This is a genomic window from Streptomyces javensis (genome assembly GCF_039525925.1).
GTDB lineage: Bacteria > Actinomycetota > Actinomycetes > Streptomycetales > Streptomycetaceae > Streptomyces > Streptomyces asiaticus.
Window position 1 is genome coordinate 85,615 of the sequence record NZ_BAAAIF010000012.1, and the last position, 19,094, is coordinate 104,708.

The following is a 19,094-nucleotide window of genomic DNA, read 5'->3' on the forward strand; positions in this document are numbered from 1 at the left end:
GTGACTGGGCTGCCCAACCAAGATCTGCCTGGAGGGGCCCATGCACATCAGGGAGCTGGTCGGCACCGACGAGTGGCACACGGTCGATGGGCGGCCGTACGTGGTCTACAAGTACGCGGCCACGCTGGACGGCCGGATCGCCGCGGCGGACAGCACCAGCCAGTGGATCACCAGCGCGGAGTCCCGTACGGAAGTGCACGCGCTACGCGCGGCCTGCCAGGCGACCGTCGTCGGCTCCGGCACCCAGCAGGCCGACAACCCCCACCTCGCCGTGCGCTCGGTGAAGGACGACCCCAACCTGAAGGTCGCCGTGCCGGTCGATGAGCAGCCATGGCGCGTGATCGTCGACACCAACGCCCGGACCCCGGCCGATGCCCGGGTCCTGGACGATGCCGCACCCACCATGATCGCCGTCGCCCATGACGCCGACGCGTCCCACCTGGACGACGTGGCCACCCTCGTACGGCTACCCCGTGCGAAGGTCGGCCTGGACGTGGCGGCACTCCTCCGTGAACTGCACCAGCGCGGTGTGCGCGGGATGTTCCTCGAGGGAGGTCCCACCCTCGCCGCGTCGTTCGTGTCGGCCGGACTCGTAGACCGCATCGTCGCCTACATCGCCCCCGCGCTCCTCGGCCGCGGGAAGAGCGGACTCGAAGGCGGCACCATCGAGACGATCGGCGACATCCTCCGGTGCGAACTGGTGGACGTGGCGCGCTCCGGCCCGGACGTCAGGCTGATCGCACGCCCGCAACACTGAGCGGCGTCTACCGGCCCGGCTGGGGACTCCGGCCGGCTTCGGGTCAGGTGATCCGCGGACTCCGACGCTCGATGAGGACGACGTCACGCCATACGCCGTGGTGGCGGCCGACGCGTTCGCGGGTGCCGATGACGCGGAAGCCCGCGCGCTGGTGCAGGGCGAGGCTGGCGGTGTTCTCGGGGAAGACGCCGGATTGGATGGTCCAGATGCCCGCCGCTTCCGTGGAAGCGATCAGCGCGTCCAGCAGAGCGAGACCGGCCCCTCGGCCGCGGGCGGCGGGGTGGACGTAGACGGAGTGCTCGACAACTCCCGCGTACGCGCAGCGGTCGGACACCTTCGTGGCGGCGACCCAGCCGAGCACGCGTCCGTCGTGGTCCACCGCGACGTGCCGGTGGTCCGGGAGTTTGGCGGCGTCGAAGGCTTCCCAGCGGGGGGCGGTGGTCTCGAAGGTGGCGTTCCGTTCGTCGATGCCGAGCTGGTAGATCTCCAAAACCTCATCGGCGTGCTCGGCCGTCAGGCCGGTGATGCGGATCGTCTCGGCGTGCGGGGTCACCCGCGGCCTCCCGTGGTGAGTTCGCCGACGAGGTCGTGCACGCGGGCCCGGATCTCGTCGCGAATCGGCCGTACCGCCGCAACGCCCTGCCCGGCCGGATCGTCGAGCTTCCAGTCCAGGTAGGTCTTGCCGGGGAAGTACGGGCAGGCGTCGCCGCAGCCCATGGTGATGACCACGTCCGAGGATCGCACGGCTTCGGCGGTCAGCACCTTGGGGATCTCTGCCGCGATGTCGATGCCGACTTCCGCCATGGCTTCCACCACGGCGGGGTTGAGGTGCTCGGCCGGTGCCGAACCGGCGGAGCGGACCTCGACGCGGTCGCCCGCGAGGTGGGTGAGGAAGGCGGCGGCCATCTGGGAGCGGCCCGCGTTGTGGACGCAGACGAACAGCACGGACGGCTTCTGAAGGTTCTGGGAGTTCTGGGGGTCAGACACGGGCGGAACCTTCCTGGGCGGGCGCGTGCTCGGCGGTCATGGCGGTGGGCCGAGGGAAGTAGCGGCGGGCGGCCAGGGCCACGTGAACGAGGCCGATCAGTACGGGCACCTCGATGAGCGGGCCGACGACTCCGGCCAGCGCCTGCCCCGAGGAGGCACCGAAGGTCGCGATGGCGACGGCGATGGCCAGTTCGAAGTTGTTGCCCGCGGCGGTGAACGCCAATGTCGTGGAGCGCGGATAGTCCAGGCCCACGGCCTTGCCCAGTGCCATGGACCCGGCCCACATCACGGCGAAGTAGACCAGCAGAGGCAGCGCGATCCGTGCCACGTCCGTCGGCCGTGAGGTGATCGCGCCGCCTTGGAGGGCGAACAGGACGACGATCGTGAACAGCAGCCCGTACAGGGCGAACGGGCCGATGCGCGGGATGAGCTCGCTCTCGTACCAGGCCCGGCCCCTGGCCCTCTCGCCGAGGCGCCGGGTGAGGAAGCCCGCCGCCAGGGGGATGCCGAGGAAGATCAGCACACTGCGGGCGATCTCCCACACGCTGATGTCGAGACCGGTCCGTTCCAGACCAAGCCAGCTCGGCAGCACGGTGAGGTAGAACCAGCCGAGCGCGGAGAAGGCAATCACCTGGAAGACCGAGTTCAGGGCGACGAGGACGGCGGCCGCTTCACGGTCGCCGCAGGCCAGGTCGTTCCAGATGATGACCATGGCGATACAGCGCGCCAGGCCGACGATGATCAGGCCCGTTCGGTACTCCGGCAGGTCCGGCAGGAGCAGCCAGGCGAGCGTGAACATGAGCGCCGGGCCCAGGGCCCAGTTCAGCACGAGTGAGGGGACCAGTAGGCGCCGGTCCCGGGTGACCGCATCGAGGCGGTCATAGCGGACCTTGGCCAGCACCGGATACATCATCACCAGCAGGCCCAGCGCGATGGGCAGGGAGACGCCGGTGACGGTCACCTTCGCCAGGGCGTCGCCCAGGCCGGGAACGAGCCGCCCCAGGCCGAGGCCGACGCCCATGGCGAGCAGGATCCACACCGCGAGGAAGCGGTCCACGAACGACAGGCGCGCGGCGACGGGACCGGCCGGGGGCACCCTCATCGGGTCGGCGGCCATCAGGCGTCCCCCGCCGTCCCGGCGGGCTCGGGCAGGGGCTGTCCGCCGGGGCGGGTGAGGATCCCGGCGAGCCGGTCGGTCATCTCCGGCAGCAGCCAGTAGTAGACCCACGTGCCACGGCGCTCGCAGTCGATCAGCCCGGCCTGCCGCAGCAGCTTCAGGTGGTGGGAGATCGTCGGCTGCGACAGGTCGAAGGCGGGGGTGAGGTCACAGACGCACACCTCGCCGCCCGCCCGGGAAGCGATCATCGACAGCAGCCGCAGCCGGATCGGATCGCCCAGCGCCTTGAACACCTTCGCCAGCTCGACGGACTGCGCCTCGTCCAGCGGAGCGGTCAGCAGTCCTGGGCAGCAGCCGTCGACGCCGTCCTGGCCGAGCAGCGCGAGCTCTTGTTTCGACATTCTTCTATGTTGACGTTTTTCGATCCAGGGCGCAATGTTGCATTGAAGGATATCGATACAACCCGGTGGGAGATCCTGTCATGACTCGCGTGCAGCTCGCCCTGAACGTACCCGACCTCGACGCTTCGGTGGCGTTCTACTCCAAGCTCTTCGGCGTCGAGCCCGCCAAGCGCCGCCCCGGATACGCCAACTTCGCGATCACCGAGCCGCCGCTGAAGCTCGTCCTGATCGAGGGCGAGGCCGACCGGGAAACCCGGCTGGACCACCTCGGCGTCGAGGTCACCTCCACCGAGCAGGTCACCGCCGCCACCGACCGCCTCAAGGAGGCGGGGCTCGCCGCCTTCGAGGAGAACGACACCTCCTGCTGCTACGCCCTCCAGGACAAGGTCTGGGTCCGCGGCCCCGGCAAGGAGCCCTGGGAGGTCTATGTCGTCAAGGGCGACGCCGAGCAGATGGGCAAGAGCGCGGCACTCGACACCGCCGGCGCCTGCTGCGCCCGCGAGCCCGCCCCGGTGCAGTCCCTCAAGCCAGCGACGGGCAGCGAACGCTGAGGCAAGGGCTGGACCCGTTCGGCGGCACACCAGGTGAGGGCGCGATCACCCGTAGCTAGAAATGAAACGTCATCCTGCCGTCCCGGTCGGCCAGCATGGTCGCTGGTGCCGTGATGCGCTGCTTCACTCCAGAGCTGAGGAAGGCGTAAGCGATGAGGTTCATTTCGCGGTCCGGCGCCATGACCGCCGCGGTCGGCACCGGGCTCTCCCTCGCGGTCCTGCCGACCGGGTCGGCCAGTGCCGCCGAAGACATCCACGTGGGATGCAACGACATCCCCGGCCTGGTGGACGCGATCAACCAGGCCAACGCCAACGGCGGTCGCATCACCCTCGCGCCCCGCTGCACCTACACACTCACCACACCGGACAACCCCGACGACGGACTCCCGGAGATCACCGGAGACGTCACCATCTCCGGCAACGGCTCCACCATCCGACGCGACCCGAACGCCACGGAAAGCTTCCGCATCTTTCATGTGGTGTCCGGTGGCACGCTCACCCTGAAGTCGCTCACGGTCAGCGGCGGCGACATCAACAACATGGGCGGCGGCGCCCTGATCGAGCAGGGCACGCTGAACCTGAACGACACGGCCATCAAAGACAATCTCGCGACTACCGGCGGTGGCCTCTACAACACCGGTGGGCAGCTCAACCTCGACCGCACCGCCGTCGAACGCAACACCGCCAACGGGTTCGGCGGCGGCGTCGTCAACGACGGTAACGGCACCATGACCATGAAGCACGGGTCCCTGCTCAAGAACCGAGCGACCGTCAACAATGGTGGCGGTCTGGAGAACATCCTGGGCACCGCGTCCCTGGAGTCCGTATCGGTCCGGGGCAACACCGCCTTGAACGGTGGCGGCATCCGCAACCTGAACGGCTCCACCCTGAACCTGAAGTCGACCACCCTCAAGGACAACATCGCCGTCAGAGGCGGCGGCCTCTCCAACCTCGGCCCCAACACCACCGCCACACTGGTCGACAGCCTGGTCACACACAACACCGCGATCACCGCCGGCGGCGGCATCGACAACCAGGCGGGCGGCCAGGTCACCCTGACCAACACCAAGGTCATCGACAACGAACCGGACAACTGCGCCCCCGAAGGCAGCGTCCCCGGCTGCACCAACCCCACCACCAGCAGCACCATCGACCCGCCGTCCTCGCAGCAACTCCTGCCCGACGACGACATCAAAGACCCCGAGTGAACCCTCACCGGGTCCCGCCCGCGCGCCGGTGCCCTCGACGTCGACGACCGCGTCTACCCGCTACCCGCCCCGCGTCGCGAACACCGCCGCGCCCAGCAGGGCCTGGTCCTCGCCGTCGTCCTGTACCGACAGGGTGAGGTGGGCGAGGCGGGGGTCGCGGTGGGCGAGGCCGGTGGCGAGGGGTGGGCCTATCAGGGGCCAGGCGGCGGTGATGGAGCCGCCGAAGACCACCGCGTCGGCCTCGAAGGCGATCAGCCACGGGGCCAGGGCGGCGCCGAGGGCGCGCAGGGCCGAGGTGACGACGTCGCGGGCGGTGGCGTCGTCGACGGCGGCGAGGGCCGTCAGCTCGCGCAGCCCGTCGACGGGACGGCCGGTGCGGTCCGGGTAGTGGGCGGTCATCGCCCGGGTGGAGACCGTGTCCTCCAGCGGACGGCCGTCGACGGTCAGCAGGTCGACGCGACGCTCGGGCGGCACGCGCGGGTCGTCCTCCGCGCCCTTCCCCGACTCGACGTCACCGCGACAGCCCGGCACGGTCTACTCCTGGGTGCACAACAACCTGTGGGACACCAACTTCCCCTCCCAGCAGGCGTTCCACACCACCTTCCGCTACGCGGTGGGCGTCCGGCGGAGCGGCGAGACCATCGACGCCGAGGCCCTGGCGCTGCGCACGGCCTACGAGGTCGACCACCCGCTGATCGGCGTCCCCGCACACGGCGCCCCCGACGCGGACCGACCGGCCGAACTCGCGCTGCTCTCCGTGGACGACGCCCGCGTCGCGGTCCGCGACGCGTCCCCGGTGCCGGTCCCGGGTGACGACGGCGTCGACCTGCTGGTGAGGCTTCAGTCCTTCGCCCCGGAGCCGCGCACGGTCCGGCTCCGCTGCGGCTTCCCCGTCGCCGCCGCGGAACGCGCCACCTACCTCGGCGACCCGGACGGCCCCGCCACCCTGACCGGCGACGACATCCTCGTGGAGATCCCCCGCCTGGGCACCACGGCGGTACGGGTGCGCCTGGCACCGCGGGGCTAGCGGGGGCGGCGGGGTGGCTGGGTCATGCCTCGCCCGCCCCCGGCCCGGGGCCGGTGGCGGGGCGGGCGGCCCGCCCCCGAGCGGGCCGGGCCCAGTGGCGCCGGACCCAGTGGCACCGGCGGCGTCAGCGAGCGCCTCATCGGCGCATGGCTCCGGGGCCCATCCCGGCGCGCGCGACGCGGTGCGGACCGAAGGAGCTCCCGTCGCCCGGTGGAGCCCACCAGGCGACGGGAGCCCTGGGGCAGTCAGGCTCGATAGGCCACCAGCGCCATCATCCCGGCCTCGCCGTGGTAGGCGTTGTGGCAGTGCAGCATCCACTGGCCGGGGTTGTCGGCGTCGAAGACCACGGACAGCTTCTTCTTCGGCAGCACGATCGCGGTGTCCTTGCGGGGCCCGGAGCCACCGAGTTGATAGGTGTGGCCGTGCAGATGCATCGGGTGCCACATGTCCGTGCGGTTGACGAAGTCCAGCCGGACCCGCTGCCCCTCCTCGACCATGAGCGGGGCGGCCGTGGGATCGCTCATGTCGAACGCCTTGCCGTTGATGGCCCAGTTGTACTTCGTCATGCCGCCGGTCAGTTCGACGCGGTGTACCCGGTCCGTCCTCTTCGGGGACAGCCTGACGTCGTCCGCCGCGCGGAGCTTGGAGGCGGTCACGATCGTGCCGTCCAGTTCCTTCGGGCGGACGGTGGCCTTGGGCGCCCGGCCGGAGCCGGTGCGGACCAGGGCCAGGCCGGTGGCGTTCTTCCCCTCGGCGAGCGCGACGAGCGGGAAGACGCCATCCGCGAGCGTGACCAGCACGTCGTAGCGCTCACCCATGCCGATCAGCAGGGCATCGGTCCGCTGGTGCTCGACGGGGAAGCCGTCGGTGTGGGTGATGGTCATCCGGTGTCCACCGAGCGCGACGCGGTAGGCGGTGTCGCCACCGGCGTTGACGATCCGTAGCCGGACCCGCCTGCCGGGCTTGCCGGTGTAGACATCCGGGTCGGCCGGGACACGGCCGTTGATCAGGTGGTACGGGTACTTCACGTCGCCCGCGTCACCGCCGAGCAGGTCGCTGTCGGCGCCCATCAGCATGAACTTCATCGACATGCCGTCGCCGGAATCGGCAGAGGACGGTGAGGCGCTCGCCCCGCCCTTGTCTCCGCTCATGTCCATGCCGCCCATGCCACTCATGCCACTCATGCCACTCATGTCGTGGCCACTCGTGCCGTGGCCGCCGCCCATGTCCATCCCGCCCATGCCCTGCCGCAGCTCGGCGAAGACCTCGTCGGGTGTGCCGGTGACACCGTCGACCCAGTCGTCCAACACGACCACCCACTCGTCGTCGTAGGACAGTGGCTCCTTCGGATCCTCGACGATCAGCGGCGCATACAGCCCGCGGTCGAGCTGGACCCCGACGTGCGGGTGGAAGAAGTAGGTGCCGGGGGTGTCGGCGATGAAGCGGTAGGTGAAGGTGGATCCGGCCCGTACCGCGGTCTGCGTGGCCGGGGGAACGCCGTCCATGTCATTGCGGAGGGCGAGACCGTGCCAATGGATGGACGTGGCCGTCTTGTCCGGCAGCTGATTGGAGAGTTCGGCGGCCACGGTGTCACCGGCCGACACCCGCAGCTCCTTGCCGGGGGCCCGCCCGTCGAAGGCCCAGCTCTTGGCCATGACGCCGCCACCGAGGTCCAGCATGGCGGGCGCGGCGGTCAGGGTCCGCTTGTGCACCTTGCCGGTGCTGGTGCGCTTCTTCTCGGCGGCGGCCACGGCCGGGTCGGACGGCTTGACCAGGGCGGTGGTCCGGTCGGCGTCGCCGCTGGGGCCCCCGCAGGCGGCGAGCGCGCCCGCGCCCGCGGCGCCGAGCCCGGCCAGCAGGACAGAGCGGCGGTTGACGATGTTCACGATGTCGGTGTTCCTCTTCTCGATATGCCTTGTGTTCGGTCGCACGCGGGCACGGCTGATCGCATACGCGGACGCGAAGTTGCCGTGGGGGCGGCCTACAGAAGCAATCGAGAGAGCACGGAAAGGTCGGGCGGCGCGCGGCTCACGGTGCCGGGAACAGGACGACCGGCCGGGATGGCGTGCACATCGCCCTCGCGGCCGACCCAGGGCTCGTTCGGCGGCAGGTGTTTGACGACGTCGACGCCGGCGGCCGAGCAGTGCTGCCCGCCCATGCCGGAACAGGGTCCATCGGCACCGTGCGCGGCCGGGGCGGAAGCCCGTGCGGTGTCGTCGTGCCCACCGCCGTGCGCCGACATCCCCCCGTGCGCCGACATCGGCGCCGAGGGCGCATGGACCATGCGCGCCGTCCCGCTCATGCCGGTGGCACGCACCGGGGACGAGACGGCCGCGTTCGTCCCGTGGTGGATGAGCACGGCGAACGCGGCGAGCAGTGCGACGGCCGCGACCCACACCCAGCGTCCGGCGCCACCACGGGCACGGCCCCGTCCGGCCCCGGCTGTGGTCATGGCTTCCATCCCTGCTCTCGGTGAGCGACTCGGCCAATATACCCGGCAGGGGTAATACTGAACGCTCTCCTAATCTACTACGTACTTAGGGGCTCAGTAGCCGAACGACGACGCGCGAAGCGCGACGCACCGAAGCCGCACCCGGGCGACGAGGGAAGGCAACGATGGAGACTCTGAGCTGGTCCGTAGCGGCGGTCGCCGCGCTGGTGGCCGCCGTAAGCCTGATCCGCATGGTGACCACCGAGGGGGACGCCCGCTTCGCCGCGGGAGGCGATGTGCTGATGGGCGCGTGCATGGCCGCCATGGCGCTGCCCGCGACTGCGGCCTGGTACACCGGTCACGGCATGTGGTGGGCCGTGGCATTCGCCCTCCTGGCACTCGGCGGTGTGGTGATGGCCGCCAAGCACACGCGTGCGGGCGGCTGGAGCCACGGCCGCCAATGGGTGCACCTCATCGTCGGCAGCGCGGGCATGGTGATCATGACGCTCGCCATGACGAGCACGTCCTCCGGGCCGGTACTCGCACTGGGCGGGTCATCCATGGCCGGGATGCCGGGCATGGAGAACATGCCCGGAATGGACTCGGCACAGGGCATGGAAGGCATGGACGGGATGGAGGGGATGGAGGGGATGGAGGGGATGGAGGGGATGCGGGACATGCAGGACATGCAGGACATGCAGGACATGGGAGGGATGAACGGGATGCACACACCGGGCATGGCCACGGCGGCCGATGCCACCGCCGCGTCACCCTCGGGCCCCTTCTGGCGTTACGTGGCCGCGGCGCTCGCGGTGTACTTCCTGCTGTCCATCGGCGCGTCCGTCTGGAGCCGGCTCCGGGGGACCAACGGGAAGCACCTCCCCGCCGCCCGCGACGGCGGCCGGGGCCGCACATGGGGACGTTGGCTGCTCGCCATGCCGGACACGGTGGTGGTCTTCGTGGTGTCGCTGTCCGTCTCGGTGTGGGACAAGGCCCGGACGGCGGAAGGGGGAGGCCACGGGCGCCGGCGCAGGCTCGGCACGGCGCCGGACGCCGCGCTGGCCGCCCATATCGGTATGGGCGGAACCATGTCCGCGATGCTGCTCATGATGGTGGTGTGACGGGCCTGCTCCCGGCGCATCTCCCGTTCAGCCGACCCCGGGAGCGGCGGTAAACTGACGGCCGATGCCGGAAACCCGCCAACCCTCCCCGCCGCCGACGACGACGCCGCGGAAGACGTCACCTCGTAGCGGAGGAGGCTGGCTTCCGCACGGCTACCGCCTCGACACCCACTCCCACCCCCAGGGCCAGCTGCTGTACGCGGCAGCCGGCGCCCTGGCCACCACGACCGCACGCGGGACCTGGGTCGCCCCGGCCAACCGGGTGACATGGACGCCGCCCGGGTTCGACCACTCCCATCGCATCTACGGCAGGACCGACGCCCGCCTGGTCGTCATCCCGGCCGAGCTGTGCGACGCGCTCGTGGCACACCCCAGCGTCTTCGCGGTGAGTCCCCTGCTGCGAGAAGCTTTCCTGGCGCTGACCGATCGGCGGGAGGTCCGGCCCGGTGCCCATGAACGGCTGCGCGCGGTGGTGATCGACGAGCTCACCGCGACCCCCGAGCAGTCCCTGCACCTGCCAGAACCCCGCGACGACCGGCTGCGTGCCGTCACCGACCTCCTGCACGCCGACCCCGGCCGGACCACGACCCTGACCGAGCTGGGACGGGCCGCGGGAGCGAGCGACCGCACGCTGAGCCGTCTGTTCCACACCGAGCTGGGCATGAGCTTCCACCGGTGGCGCACCACCCTGCGCATCCACCACGCCTTGGTCCATCTCACCGACGGCCGGTCCGTGACCGACACCGCGACGGAGTGCGGGTGGTCCAACCCCTCCAGCTTCATCGAGGCGTTCACCGAGGTCGTCGGGCAGACCCCGGGCCGCTATCAGGCGGAGCTGCGCGACGACGCACAGTAGTTGGCGGCCTTTCGGTATTCGCTGTCCGTTCATCGGTGGGCGGCGACGGCCGTCGGGGCCACAGTGGTGATCGGCACATCGCATTGCTTTCTTCACGCCTCAAGGAGGCTTGGAAATTCATGTCCGAAACGGGCGAGAGCACCGCCGTAGTCATCATCGGGGCCGGGGTCGCCGGACTTACGCTCGGCAATTTCCTGTTGCGCAACGGCATCGGCTGTGTCGTTCTCGAAAAGCGCAGCCGTGAATACGTCGAACGGCGGCAGAGGGCCGGGACCATCGACAGCCGCGGAGTGCGCATGTTCCGCGCGTGGGGGCTCGAGGAGGTCGTGGAGAATTTCGGCGCCCCGGACGAGACGATAGGCTTCCGGATGGACGGAGAAGGGTTCACACAAGATCTCTTTGACGACGAGAGTGGCGACTTCGACGATATGGTGTTCTGCCCTCAGCAGGTTCTCGTCCGGAACCTCACGGACGCTTTCCTGCGGGACGGCGGAGACCTGCGTTACGAGTCCGTCGACATCTCCCCCGAGGACATCGACGGCGAGGACATCGACGGCCCGCGCCCGCGAGTCCGCTACCGGGGCGCCTCCGCCTCCGGCGCGACACGGGTCATCAACTGCGACTACATCGCCGGCTGCGACGGCTACCACGGGGTCAGCAGGGAATCCATCCCCGCCGACGCCCTCACCCGTTACTCCTACGACTACGGGTACGCCTGGCTGAGCGTCCTGGCCGAGGTGACGCCGGACCCCGCGGCCATGGCGATCCACTCCCGCGGCCTGGCGGGAATCATCCCCCGTGGCACCACGGCCAGTCGTCTCTACCTCCAGTGCGCCCCCGACGACACTCTCGAGCAGTGGCCGGACGAGCGTGTCTGGAGCGAACTGGAAGCTCGTTTCGGCGTCCCCGTGGCGACCGGCCCGGTCATCCACAAGCAAATCCTGCCGCTCCGGAGTGTGGTGTACAGCCCCATGAACCACGGCAGGCTGTATCTCCTCGGAGACGCGGCGCACATCGTCCCCCCGACGAGCGCGAAGGGAATCAACCTCGCCCTCCACGACACCGAAGTGTTCGCCCGCGCCCTCATCGCCCGGATACAGAAGGACGATCCGGCCCTGCTCACCGACTACTCGGAGACCTGTCTGCGCCACGTCTGGAACTACCAGGCATACGCGGCATGGATCACCGAGCTCATGCACAACGCCGGTGACGCGTCCTACGAAGGAGAGTTCCGCAAGCAGATCGCCCGGGCGGAACTGGAGCGCCAGTTCACCTCTCCCACGGCGAAGCGCCTTTTCGGCGAATTCGCCGCCGGGGTGAATTAGGGCCCCGGACGCCGAAGCTCACCGCCGCCGTCGAGGTAGCGGGATGCGGATGGGTCTGGGCGGACGTTCCGCCTTCTGTTTGAATGCCTCCTGTACTGAGCCGGTCCAGGAGGGACGGACATATGGTGTCCACGGAGAGCGTTCTCGCGTTCGCGGCGATGTCGCTACTGGTGATCGTGATCCCGGGGCCGAGCGTGCTGTTCGTGGTCGGCCGGGCCCTCGCATACGGCCGTCGTACGGCCCTTGAGACGGTCCTCGGCAATGTGGTGGGCTCCTATCTGCTCGTGATCGCCGTGGCATGGGGTCTCGGTGCGCTGGTGGAGAGCTCGGCGGCGGTGTTCACGGGCGTCAAGCTGGCAGGGGCGGTGTATCTGGTCTATCTGGGCGTGCAGGCGTTCCGGCACCGCGGGGACATGCGCGTGACGGACATGGCGGCCCCGGCCCGTGCGCGGCGCGGTGATCTGCGGACGATCCTGGACGGCATCTTCGTCGGCGTCACGAACCCGAAGGGCATCGTCTTCTTCGCGGCGGTGCTACCGCAGTTCGTCAACCACTCGGCGGGCCACCTGCCCCTGCAAATGATGGTGCTGGGCCTGGTCCCGATCACCATCGGACTGATCACGGACACCCTGTGGGGCCTGGGCGCCTCCGCGGCCCGTTCCTGGTTCGCCCGCTCCGACCGGCGGCTGTCGATGGTCGGCGGGGCGGGCGGCCTCGCGATGATCGGCCTGGGCGTGACCGTGGCGGCGACCGGCCGCGCCGACTGAGCCGGTGCCGGGCGTCCGGGTCCGGCGCCGGCGGCGGATCACGCGCCCGGGCGGGGAGCCCGTAGGTGTTGGCGCCGGGCCAGTTCCTCGTCGTCGACGAGGGTGAGCATGGGCTGGCCCGGGGCGCAGAACATGGTGACGATGAAGCGGCTCCAGGCGTCCGTCCGGTTGTTTCCGTCCTGGTAGTGGATGACGTCGCCGCCCGGCTCCCAGAACGTCTCCCCCGCCCTGATCACTCGCTCCGGCTCGCCTTCCAGCTCGAAGAGCATCTCGCCCTCCAGCACGTAGCCGAAGGCGGGACCCGAGTGCCGGTGCGGAGGGAGGCCGGGGTCGCCGGGCGGGTAGTCCACGCGGATCGTCATCCCCTCCGCCCCCTCCGGCACGAACGGCGGTTTCGCCGATTGCAGCACGGTGATCGCCGAGCTCAGCTCCGCCAAGCGCGCTTGGCTCTCGGCGCTGCCTGTCATCTGCTCCTTGCTCGACATGGCGAGACCTCCAGGGGTGGGCCGGGTGGTTCGGGAGAGCCCGTCGGCGTGGTCGACGGGCCGCGACCGGCCGGGCGCCGACGGCTCATGGGTCCAGATTGCGACGGTGCGGGGCGGGGCGCACGCGGGCCGGGGGACATGGGGGCCTCACGGTCGGTGACGGACGGCGGCGGCCCTCCGCAATGCGTCCGGCTTCTTCACCTTTGGCCCCAAGTTCCCCGCCCGGCAGGGAGGTTGGGCCACACCTTGCGTTGATCACGACCCTGTCTCGTTTTCCTCCGGTTGTGCAACCGTTCAGCTTTCGGACAGCTCTCCTTGCATGACCCTTCCGTTCCGGCCGCCGGGGGAGACAGGTGGCGGTCGGGCCCAAGGGCGACCAATGCGTTACTCATGGAGGATTTGTGCGCAATAGAACCCGAGGTGTCGTGGGCCTGGCGGTGGGTGCCGCCGTGACCGCCGCCGTGGCGGCCGGGGCCGGCGCCGTGGTGTCGAACGGCGACGGGACCGACCAGAAGCAGCCCTCCCCCACGGCTGCCGCGACAGGGAAGTCCACACCGGGCGATATCGACGGCGACGGCTATGCCGACCTCGGCGTGGGCGCGCCCGACGGGACCGTTTCGGGGAAGTCCAAGGCGGGCTACGTGGGTGTGACCTACGGCGCCGAGGCCGGGGTCGACACCGGGCGGCACGGCACGTTGTCGCAGGCCAGCCCGGGGATTCCCGGTACGCCCGAGGCCGGGGACCACTTCGGCTCGGCCGTGCTGCGCGGCGATGTGGACGGGGACGGGTACGGCGATCTGATCGTCGCCGCGAACTACGAGGCCATCGGCAGCGCCAAGCGGGCCGGTTCGGTCACGGTCGTCTTCGGCTCCAGGGACGGCCTGTCCAGCGACGCCATCGCCTTCCACGCGCCCAAGGCCACCGCCTACGCGCTGTTCGGCGACACGATGGCCGTGGGCGACTACAACCACGACGGCCGCGACGACATCGCCATCTCGGACGGCACCGAGATCCAGGTCGTGAACGGCGCGGCGAACCTGCGCGAGACGGCCACCCCGAAGATGTCCAGCGTCACCCCGCCCGGCGGCGGGGCGGGCACGGAGCACCTGTCCTCCGGCGACATCAACGGGGACGGCTTCGCCGACCTGGTCACCGTCGCCTACCAGGACGACCCCGCCGACGAGGGCACGCTCGGCGTGCTGCCCGGCTCGTCCTCAGGGCTGAAGAGCACCTCGCTGGGCAAGGACGTCCCGCTGCCGTTCGCCTCGTACCGGGCCGTGGTGGGTGACATCAACGGGGACGGCAAGGACGACGTCGTCACGGACACCAGCTTCACGGACGGCCCGGACGACGCGCGCCTGCGGACGTACCCGGGCACGGCCGAGGGGCTCGACACCGCCAATCCGGTGAACTGGACGGGCAAGGCCCAGAACGGCATCGCCGCCCGGCTCACCGACATCAACGGCGACGGCCACGACGACCTGGTCGTCAGCGACACCGGCGCCGAGGCTCCCGGGGGCTACAACGACGCCGGTGCCATCACCGTGCTCAAGGGCACCAAGGACTGGCTGACCGACGCGGGCGCCCAGACGTTCTCCCTGGACACCGAGGGCGTCCCCGGTGAGATGGCGGGCAACGACAAGTTCGGCGAGGCCGTCTCACCGGCCGACTACAACGGCGACGGCAAGCCCGACCTGGCCGTCGGGGTCCCGAACCGGACCGAGGGCGCGGGCGCGGTGGCCCTGCTGTACGCGGGCGCCGACGGGCTCACCGCCGAGGGCTCCGCCCTCATCGGGCCGGGCGACCTCGGCTCCCCGGCGGACGACGCCGCCTTCGGCACGGAGCTGTCCGGGCCCGCTACGAAGTAGCACCGGCTCGTAGTTGGTTTCGGTGGCCTGGCCCGCGTTCTTCCGGGCCAGGCCATCGGTCGGCTCTCGGTACGGGGCTCGCCACTCCCCTCCTGGGCCGGTCTTCGCAGGCGCACCGCCTCAGCCGGCGGCCTTGGCGATGATGCGGCCCATATCCTCCCGCCCGAAGGCCCGCAGGGTCGTGGTGCGGACATTGCCCAACGCGCTGAGCTGGAGCGACGCCGCCGTCGCGGTCTCGTCGTCCGGGGCCTCCACGATGCACACGAGGTCGTACGGCCCGTCCGTCCAGTAGATGTCCACGAGCCGCGCCCCGAGCTTGTCCAGCGCCGCGGCGAAGTCCTCGGTGCGCTGCGTGGTGTCCCTGTACGCGCGGACTCCCTGCTCGGTCCAGTTCAGCAGCGTGATGTACGTCGCCACGGCGTTCACCTCCACGAGAAGACTCCGTGCGTTCAATTCTGGAAGTAACGCCGTGAACCCGCATATCTGGGGCATCGGCGAGCGGCCGAAATGATTTGCCGAACCGGCAACGGGTGTGGTCCGAATCCCCGATGGCACGGCAGGCTCGGACCCAACGGCCGCCACACAGGACGCCCAGCGCGCCCCCGGAGGGAACCATGCCGCAGACGCCGCCCACGACCGACCTCACCCACCGTCTGGTGCCCTCACCCGCCGGACGGATCCACCTCGTGGAGCGGGGCACCGGCCCGCTGGTGCTGCTCGTCCACGGCTTTCCGGAGTCCTGGTACTCATGGCGCCACCAGCTGCCCGCGCTGGCCGCGGCCGGATATCGGGTGGCCGCGATCGACGTCCGTGGGTACGGCCGCTCGTCCAGGCCCGCGGCGGTGGACGCGTACCGGATGCGGGAGCTGGTGGCGGACAACGTCGCCGTGGTGGAGGCCCTCGGCGAGGAGTCCGCCGTGGTGATCGGGCACGACTGGGGCTCGCCCATCGCCGCCAACTCCGCCCTGCTGCGCCCGGATGTGTTCCGGGCGGTCGGGCTGCTGAGCGTGCCGTACGCCCCGCGCGGCGGCCCCAGGCCCTCCGAGGTCTTCGCCGGGATGGGCGGGGACGAGGAGTTCTACGTCTCCTACTTCCAGGAGCCGGGCCGGGCCGAGGCGGAGATCGAGCCGGATGTGCGCGGCTGGCTCGCGGGGATCTACGCCGCGCTTTCGGCCGGCACCATGCCCGGACCCGAGCTGCCCGACCCGCACTTCATCACGCGCGGCCGGACGATGCGCGAGCGGTTCCCCGCCGAGCGGCTGCCCGCCTGGCTGAGCGAGGGGGACCTCGATGTCTACGCCGGTGAGTTCGAGCGGACCGGGCTGAGCGGAGGGCTGAACCGCTACCGCAACATGGACCGGGACTGGGAGGACCTGGCCGAGTACGACGGCGCGCCCATCACCCAGCCGTCGCTCTTCGTCGGCGGTGGCCTGGACGCCTCGACCACCTGGATGGGCGACGCGATCAAGGCGTACCCGGACACCCTGCCCGGGCTCGTCGGCTCGCACATCCTCGAGGACTGCGGCCACTGGATCCAGCAGGAGCGCCCGGAGGAGATCAATCGGCTGCTGGTCGACTGGCTGAACTCGCTTCCCGCGTGACGCGTGTGGCCTGAGGAAGGGACCCTCAGAGCTCCCACGCCCCCTTCGCCAGCGTGGACAGCCCGCCTGCCAGTGCCAGCAGCAGGACGAGCAGGCGGGCTCGGTGGTCGGGGACGCGGGTGGTGAGGGACCTGCCGATGATGGCGCCCGCCGTCATTCCCGCCGCCGCCAGGGTCCACAGGGGCGGGCTGAGTCGGGGGACGCCGTTGGTGGCGATGGAGAACGTGTTCACCACGATTCCGTAGAACTGCGCGTTGGGCACGAACTCGCGGACCGTCCAGCCCGCGTTCACCGCGTACAGGGATATCGGCGGGCCGCCCACCCCGGCCGACGCGTTCATGAAGCCCCCGGCGGCGCCCGCGGTCAGGGCGCCTTTGACGCCGTTCAGGGCGGGGGCGCGCATACCGGCCATCACCAGCAGGACGGCCAGGCTCACCAGGGTGCCCGTACCGGCCAGGAGGACGGGTTCGGGGAGGCGGGCGGCCACCCAGGTGCCGGCCGGGACGGTGCAGGCGGAGGCGGCGACCAGGGGGACCATCGCGGTGAGCCGCACCCGGCGCCAGCCGCCGTCGGTGAGCCCCAGCGCGCAGATGGCGCCGGACCCGCAGTTGGCGAGGGCGACCCCGTCGGCCGGGCCGAGCAGCAGGACGAGAGCGGGCACCGCGATCAGCGCGAACCCCATGCCCGTCAGCCACTGCACGGACGCCCCCGCCATGACGATTCCGCCGAGTATCAGCTCCGCGCCACAACAACCACTCATCGCGGGAGTCTCTCGCATCCGGGGCGGAGGAGAACCGGTGGGAGACCGGTGGGAGATCAGTTCTGTGGGCGCTGGAGGGCTCGGAAGTCGTGATGCGTCGGCGAAGCCTGCCCGTTGCCCACGGTGCCCACGTTTTTTCGCGGACCCGCGTGCTCGGGCGGGGCGCTGGCGCCCCGTCAGTGCGTGATCTGCACGGTGACGGTGAGGGCTCCCTTGTTGTCGTCGAGGCAGTCCTCGCGGTCGTTGACGCGGAATTGCAGGTTGCCGGAGCGCTTGGCCTGGAAGCTCCAGGCGCGGTGCACGGCGTGCGGGTTGCCGGGGTTTCCGGGGTAGCGGCCCAGGAGGGCGCCGAAGGTGACCGCGGGGTCCACCTTGCAGTCCTCCCAGGCGAAGCGGAGGGATTGGTCATCGGCGGCGGTGTGGCCGGCCGGGCCGACGAGCGGGAGGTTGGCGGAGTCCACGGTCCAGGTGCCGCTGACGTAGCGGACCGACACCCTGTCGCCCTTCTGGATCGGGGTGTCCGTCGCGGACTGCCAGCCGCGGGCCGATTCCACGGTCACCTTCCTGGTGGAGGTGGCGGGAGGCCGCGCCGCGTCGTCGCCGTCGTTGTCGGACGGGGGGCCGAAGGCGAAGAAGAGTCCGGCTGCGAGGGCCGCCACCGCGAGCGCCGCGCCAGCCGTCCACCACCAGGTCCGGGCCCGGCCCCGGGACCGCGGGGGTGGCGATCCGGCCGCCTGGTCCATGACGGTCGGTTCCCGGTCCAGGGCGGGTGATCCGGCGAGGGTGGGCGAACCGGCGAGGGTGTGGGGGGCGGCGAGGGTGTGGGGGGCGGTTGGTGTCGGGGGTCCGCCGAAGGTGTGGGGTGTGGTCGCCGTGGGGGTCGCGGCCAGCGTCGGGGGGTCCGCCACGTCCGCGGGAGTCCCCGGGATCCCGGCCGGAGTGGCCGCCGGAGTGCCCGCCGGAGGCAGCGGGCCCGGGTCTTCCGCCCCGTCCGCCACGCGGCGCAGCGCGGCCCCGATCGTGGCCGCGGACGGGCGCAGGCCCGGGGACTTGTTCAGCAGGGCCTCGACGATGGGCCGCAGGGGGCCGACCCGTTCCGGGATCTCCGGGTCCGCGAAGGTGACCGCGTGCAGTGCGGCGGCCCCGGTGGCGCGCTGGAAGGGCGGTACGCCGGAGGCGACCGCGGACAGGGTCGCGCCCAGCGACCACAGGTCCGACGGCGGGCCGACCTCCTCGGCGGTCAGCCGCTCGGGCGCCATGTAGCCGATGGAGCCGAGGAGTTCACCGGTGGTGGTGAGCGACTCGTCGTCCTCCAGGGCGGCGATGCCGAAGTCGGTGAGGACGGCGCCGCCGTCCCGGCGCAGCAGGACGTTGGCGGGCTTGACGTCGCGGTGCAGCGCCCCGGCGGCGTGCACGGCCTCCAGCGCGCCGAGCAGCTGAAGCCCGAGGGCGGCGGTGTGGCGGGGGGTGAGGGGGCCGTCGTCCGCGATCCGGCGGGCCAGGTTGGGGCCGTCGACCAGCTCCATCACGATCCACAGCCGGTCGTCGTGTTCGACCAGGTCATGGACGCCCACCACATGCGGGTGGTGCACCCGGGCGACGGTACGAGCCTCTCTCTGCGCCCGGCGCAGCCGTCGCTGGTACTCGTGGTCGTCGCTCGCGACGTTCAGCTCCTTGGCAGCGACCTCGCGCGCCAGCATCTGGTCGTACGCGCGCCAGACCGTGCCCATGCCGCCTCGTCCCAGCCGGTTGCCCAGCTGGTAGCGGCCGCCGATCAGCCGTATGTCGTCCCCACCCGATGTCACCCGATCTCTCCTGTTCTCACGCCCGGT

21 protein-coding genes are annotated in these 19,094 nt (G+C 70.9%); 10 read left to right on the forward strand and 11 right to left on the reverse strand.

The window, feature by feature from the left end:
- The first annotated feature begins 40 nt into the window (after window positions 1-40).
- Complete coding sequence (locus ABD329_RS13940; protein WP_198276701.1) at window positions 41-757, forward strand: RibD family protein; 717 nt, start codon at window positions 41-43, stop codon at window positions 755-757.
- 43 nt (window positions 758-800) lie between these two features.
- On the opposite strand, the gene ABD329_RS13945 is transcribed toward ABD329_RS13940, so the two are convergent.
- Genes ABD329_RS13945 through ABD329_RS13960 form a run of 4 tightly spaced genes read right to left on the reverse strand, consistent with a single transcriptional unit; the run spans window position 801 to window position 3,262 of the window.
- Window positions 801-1,310, reverse strand: coding sequence for a GNAT family N-acetyltransferase (locus tag ABD329_RS13945; RefSeq protein WP_198276700.1), 510 nt, complete (start codon window positions 1,308-1,310; stop codon window positions 801-803).
- Complete coding sequence (locus tag ABD329_RS13950) at window positions 1,307-1,744, reverse strand: arsenate reductase ArsC (protein ID WP_198276699.1); 438 nt, start codon at window positions 1,742-1,744, stop codon at window positions 1,307-1,309. Before ABD329_RS13950 ends, ABD329_RS13945 begins: the two co-directional genes overlap by 4 nt.
- Window positions 1,737-2,846 carry an ACR3 family arsenite efflux transporter gene (gene arsB, locus ABD329_RS13955; RefSeq protein WP_198276717.1) on the reverse strand — a complete coding sequence of 370 codons (1,110 nt, stop codon included), beginning with the start codon at window positions 2,844-2,846 and terminating at the stop codon, window positions 1,737-1,739. Before arsB ends, ABD329_RS13950 begins: the two co-directional genes overlap by 8 nt.
- 14 nt (window positions 2,847-2,860) lie before the next feature.
- Window positions 2,861-3,262, reverse strand: a complete 402-nt coding sequence (locus ABD329_RS13960) for an ArsR/SmtB family transcription factor (protein WP_198276698.1) — start codon at window positions 3,260-3,262, stop codon at window positions 2,861-2,863.
- 80 nt (window positions 3,263-3,342) lie between these two features.
- On the opposite strand from ABD329_RS13960, the gene ABD329_RS13965 reads away from it, so the two are divergent.
- Both ABD329_RS13965 and ABD329_RS13970 read left to right on the forward strand, forming a co-directional pair.
- Window positions 3,343-3,813 (forward strand): ArsI/CadI family heavy metal resistance metalloenzyme, encoded by a 471-nt coding sequence (locus tag ABD329_RS13965; protein WP_198276697.1) that lies wholly within the window; start codon window positions 3,343-3,345, stop codon window positions 3,811-3,813.
- A 152-nt stretch (window positions 3,814-3,965) separates the two neighbouring features.
- Window positions 3,966-5,021 carry a right-handed parallel beta-helix repeat-containing protein gene (locus ABD329_RS13970; protein WP_198276696.1) on the forward strand — a complete coding sequence of 352 codons (1,056 nt, stop codon included), beginning with the start codon at window positions 3,966-3,968 and terminating at the stop codon, window positions 5,019-5,021.
- A 60-nt stretch (window positions 5,022-5,081) separates the two neighbouring features.
- On the opposite strand, the gene ABD329_RS13975 is transcribed toward ABD329_RS13970, so the two are convergent.
- Window positions 5,082-5,552, reverse strand: coding sequence for an ROK family protein (locus tag ABD329_RS13975; protein WP_344316399.1), 471 nt, complete (start codon window positions 5,550-5,552; stop codon window positions 5,082-5,084).
- A 13-nt stretch (window positions 5,553-5,565) separates the two neighbouring features.
- Between ABD329_RS13975 and ABD329_RS13980 the strand changes: the two genes are divergently transcribed.
- Window positions 5,566-6,048 (forward strand): hypothetical protein, encoded by a 483-nt coding sequence (locus ABD329_RS13980; protein WP_198282514.1) that lies wholly within the window; start codon window positions 5,566-5,568, stop codon window positions 6,046-6,048.
- 245 nt (window positions 6,049-6,293) lie between these two features.
- On the opposite strand, the gene ABD329_RS13985 is transcribed toward ABD329_RS13980, so the two are convergent.
- Complete coding sequence (locus ABD329_RS13985) at window positions 6,294-7,934, reverse strand: multicopper oxidase family protein (RefSeq protein WP_198281981.1); 1,641 nt, start codon at window positions 7,932-7,934, stop codon at window positions 6,294-6,296.
- Window positions 7,935-8,029: 95 nt separating this feature from the next.
- The gene (locus ABD329_RS13990) at window positions 8,030-8,500 is read right to left on the reverse strand and encodes a hypothetical protein (protein ID WP_198281980.1); all 471 of its coding nucleotides are present in this window, start codon (window positions 8,498-8,500) and stop codon (window positions 8,030-8,032) included.
- A 164-nt stretch (window positions 8,501-8,664) separates the two neighbouring features.
- On the opposite strand from ABD329_RS13990, the gene ABD329_RS13995 reads away from it, so the two are divergent.
- The 4 genes from ABD329_RS13995 to ABD329_RS14010 all read left to right on the forward strand — a co-directional run bounded on the left by ABD329_RS13995 (window position 8,665) and on the right by ABD329_RS14010 (window position 12,548).
- Window positions 8,665-9,600 carry a DUF5134 domain-containing protein gene (locus tag ABD329_RS13995; RefSeq protein ID WP_344316400.1) on the forward strand — a complete coding sequence of 312 codons (936 nt, stop codon included), beginning with the start codon at window positions 8,665-8,667 and terminating at the stop codon, window positions 9,598-9,600.
- Window positions 9,601-9,664: 64 nt separating this feature from the next.
- Complete coding sequence (locus ABD329_RS14000; RefSeq protein ID WP_198281677.1) at window positions 9,665-10,456, forward strand: helix-turn-helix domain-containing protein; 792 nt, start codon at window positions 9,665-9,667, stop codon at window positions 10,454-10,456.
- Window positions 10,457-10,575: 119 nt separating this feature from the next.
- Window positions 10,576-11,781: a 4-hydroxybenzoate 3-monooxygenase gene (locus tag ABD329_RS14005; RefSeq protein ID WP_198281679.1), complete on the forward strand. Its 1,206-nt coding sequence runs from the start codon at window positions 10,576-10,578 to the stop codon at window positions 11,779-11,781.
- 122 nt (window positions 11,782-11,903) lie between these two features.
- Window positions 11,904-12,548, forward strand: a complete 645-nt coding sequence (locus ABD329_RS14010; protein ID WP_198281676.1) for a LysE family translocator — start codon at window positions 11,904-11,906, stop codon at window positions 12,546-12,548.
- Between the two features lie 38 nt (window positions 12,549-12,586).
- On the opposite strand, the gene ABD329_RS14015 is transcribed toward ABD329_RS14010, so the two are convergent.
- Window positions 12,587-13,015 (reverse strand): cupin domain-containing protein, encoded by a 429-nt coding sequence (locus tag ABD329_RS14015; RefSeq protein ID WP_246619113.1) that lies wholly within the window; start codon window positions 13,013-13,015, stop codon window positions 12,587-12,589.
- A 419-nt stretch (window positions 13,016-13,434) separates the two neighbouring features.
- On the opposite strand from ABD329_RS14015, the gene ABD329_RS14020 reads away from it, so the two are divergent.
- Window positions 13,435-14,901, forward strand: a complete 1,467-nt coding sequence (locus ABD329_RS14020; RefSeq protein ID WP_344316401.1) for an FG-GAP and VCBS repeat-containing protein — start codon at window positions 13,435-13,437, stop codon at window positions 14,899-14,901.
- 120 nt (window positions 14,902-15,021) lie between these two features.
- On the opposite strand, the gene ABD329_RS14025 is transcribed toward ABD329_RS14020, so the two are convergent.
- Window positions 15,022-15,318: a GYD domain-containing protein gene (locus ABD329_RS14025; RefSeq protein ID WP_344316416.1), complete on the reverse strand. Its 297-nt coding sequence runs from the start codon at window positions 15,316-15,318 to the stop codon at window positions 15,022-15,024.
- Window positions 15,319-15,515: 197 nt separating this feature from the next.
- Here ABD329_RS14025 and ABD329_RS14030 point away from each other — a divergent pair, with 197 nt between their 5' ends.
- A complete protein-coding gene (locus ABD329_RS14030; protein WP_344316402.1) occupies window positions 15,516-16,502 on the forward strand; it encodes an alpha/beta fold hydrolase in 987 nt (328 codons plus the stop codon).
- A gap of 25 nt (window positions 16,503-16,527) precedes the next feature.
- Here the strand turns inward: ABD329_RS14030 and ABD329_RS14035 are convergent, their stop codons facing one another.
- Both ABD329_RS14035 and ABD329_RS14040 read right to left on the reverse strand, forming a co-directional pair.
- Window positions 16,528-17,262, reverse strand: a complete 735-nt coding sequence (locus ABD329_RS14035; protein WP_344316403.1) for a TSUP family transporter — start codon at window positions 17,260-17,262, stop codon at window positions 16,528-16,530.
- A 176-nt stretch (window positions 17,263-17,438) separates the two neighbouring features.
- Window positions 17,439-19,067 (reverse strand): serine/threonine-protein kinase, encoded by a 1,629-nt coding sequence (locus ABD329_RS14040; RefSeq protein WP_344316404.1) that lies wholly within the window; start codon window positions 19,065-19,067, stop codon window positions 17,439-17,441.
- Window positions 19,068-19,094: the final 27 nt, after the last annotated feature.

Coding starts and splice junctions, on each gene's coding strand:
- ABD329_RS13940 (WP_198276701.1), top strand. CDS start 41: ATGCACATCAGGGAGCTGGTCGGCACCGACGAGTGGCACACGGTCGAT.
- arsB (WP_198276717.1), bottom strand. CDS start 2,846: ATGAGGGTGCCCCCGGCCGGTCCCGTCGCCGCGCGCCTGTCGTTCGTG.
- ABD329_RS13960 (WP_198276698.1), bottom strand. CDS start 3,262: ATGTCGAAACAAGAGCTCGCGCTGCTCGGCCAGGACGGCGTCGACGGC.
- ABD329_RS13965 (WP_198276697.1), top strand. CDS start 3,343: ATGACTCGCGTGCAGCTCGCCCTGAACGTACCCGACCTCGACGCTTCG.
- ABD329_RS13970 (WP_198276696.1), top strand. CDS start 3,966: ATGAGGTTCATTTCGCGGTCCGGCGCCATGACCGCCGCGGTCGGCACC.
- ABD329_RS13990 (WP_198281980.1), bottom strand. CDS start 8,500: ATGACCACAGCCGGGGCCGGACGGGGCCGTGCCCGTGGTGGCGCCGGA.
- ABD329_RS13995 (WP_344316400.1), top strand. CDS start 8,665: ATGGAGACTCTGAGCTGGTCCGTAGCGGCGGTCGCCGCGCTGGTGGCC.
- ABD329_RS14000 (WP_198281677.1), top strand. CDS start 9,665: ATGCCGGAAACCCGCCAACCCTCCCCGCCGCCGACGACGACGCCGCGG.
- ABD329_RS14005 (WP_198281679.1), top strand. CDS start 10,576: ATGTCCGAAACGGGCGAGAGCACCGCCGTAGTCATCATCGGGGCCGGG.
- ABD329_RS14010 (WP_198281676.1), top strand. CDS start 11,904: ATGGTGTCCACGGAGAGCGTTCTCGCGTTCGCGGCGATGTCGCTACTG.
- ABD329_RS14015 (WP_246619113.1), bottom strand. CDS start 13,015: ATGACAGGCAGCGCCGAGAGCCAAGCGCGCTTGGCGGAGCTGAGCTCG.
- ABD329_RS14030 (WP_344316402.1), top strand. CDS start 15,516: ATGCCGCAGACGCCGCCCACGACCGACCTCACCCACCGTCTGGTGCCC.
- ABD329_RS14035 (WP_344316403.1), bottom strand. CDS start 17,262: ATGAGTGGTTGTTGTGGCGCGGAGCTGATACTCGGCGGAATCGTCATG.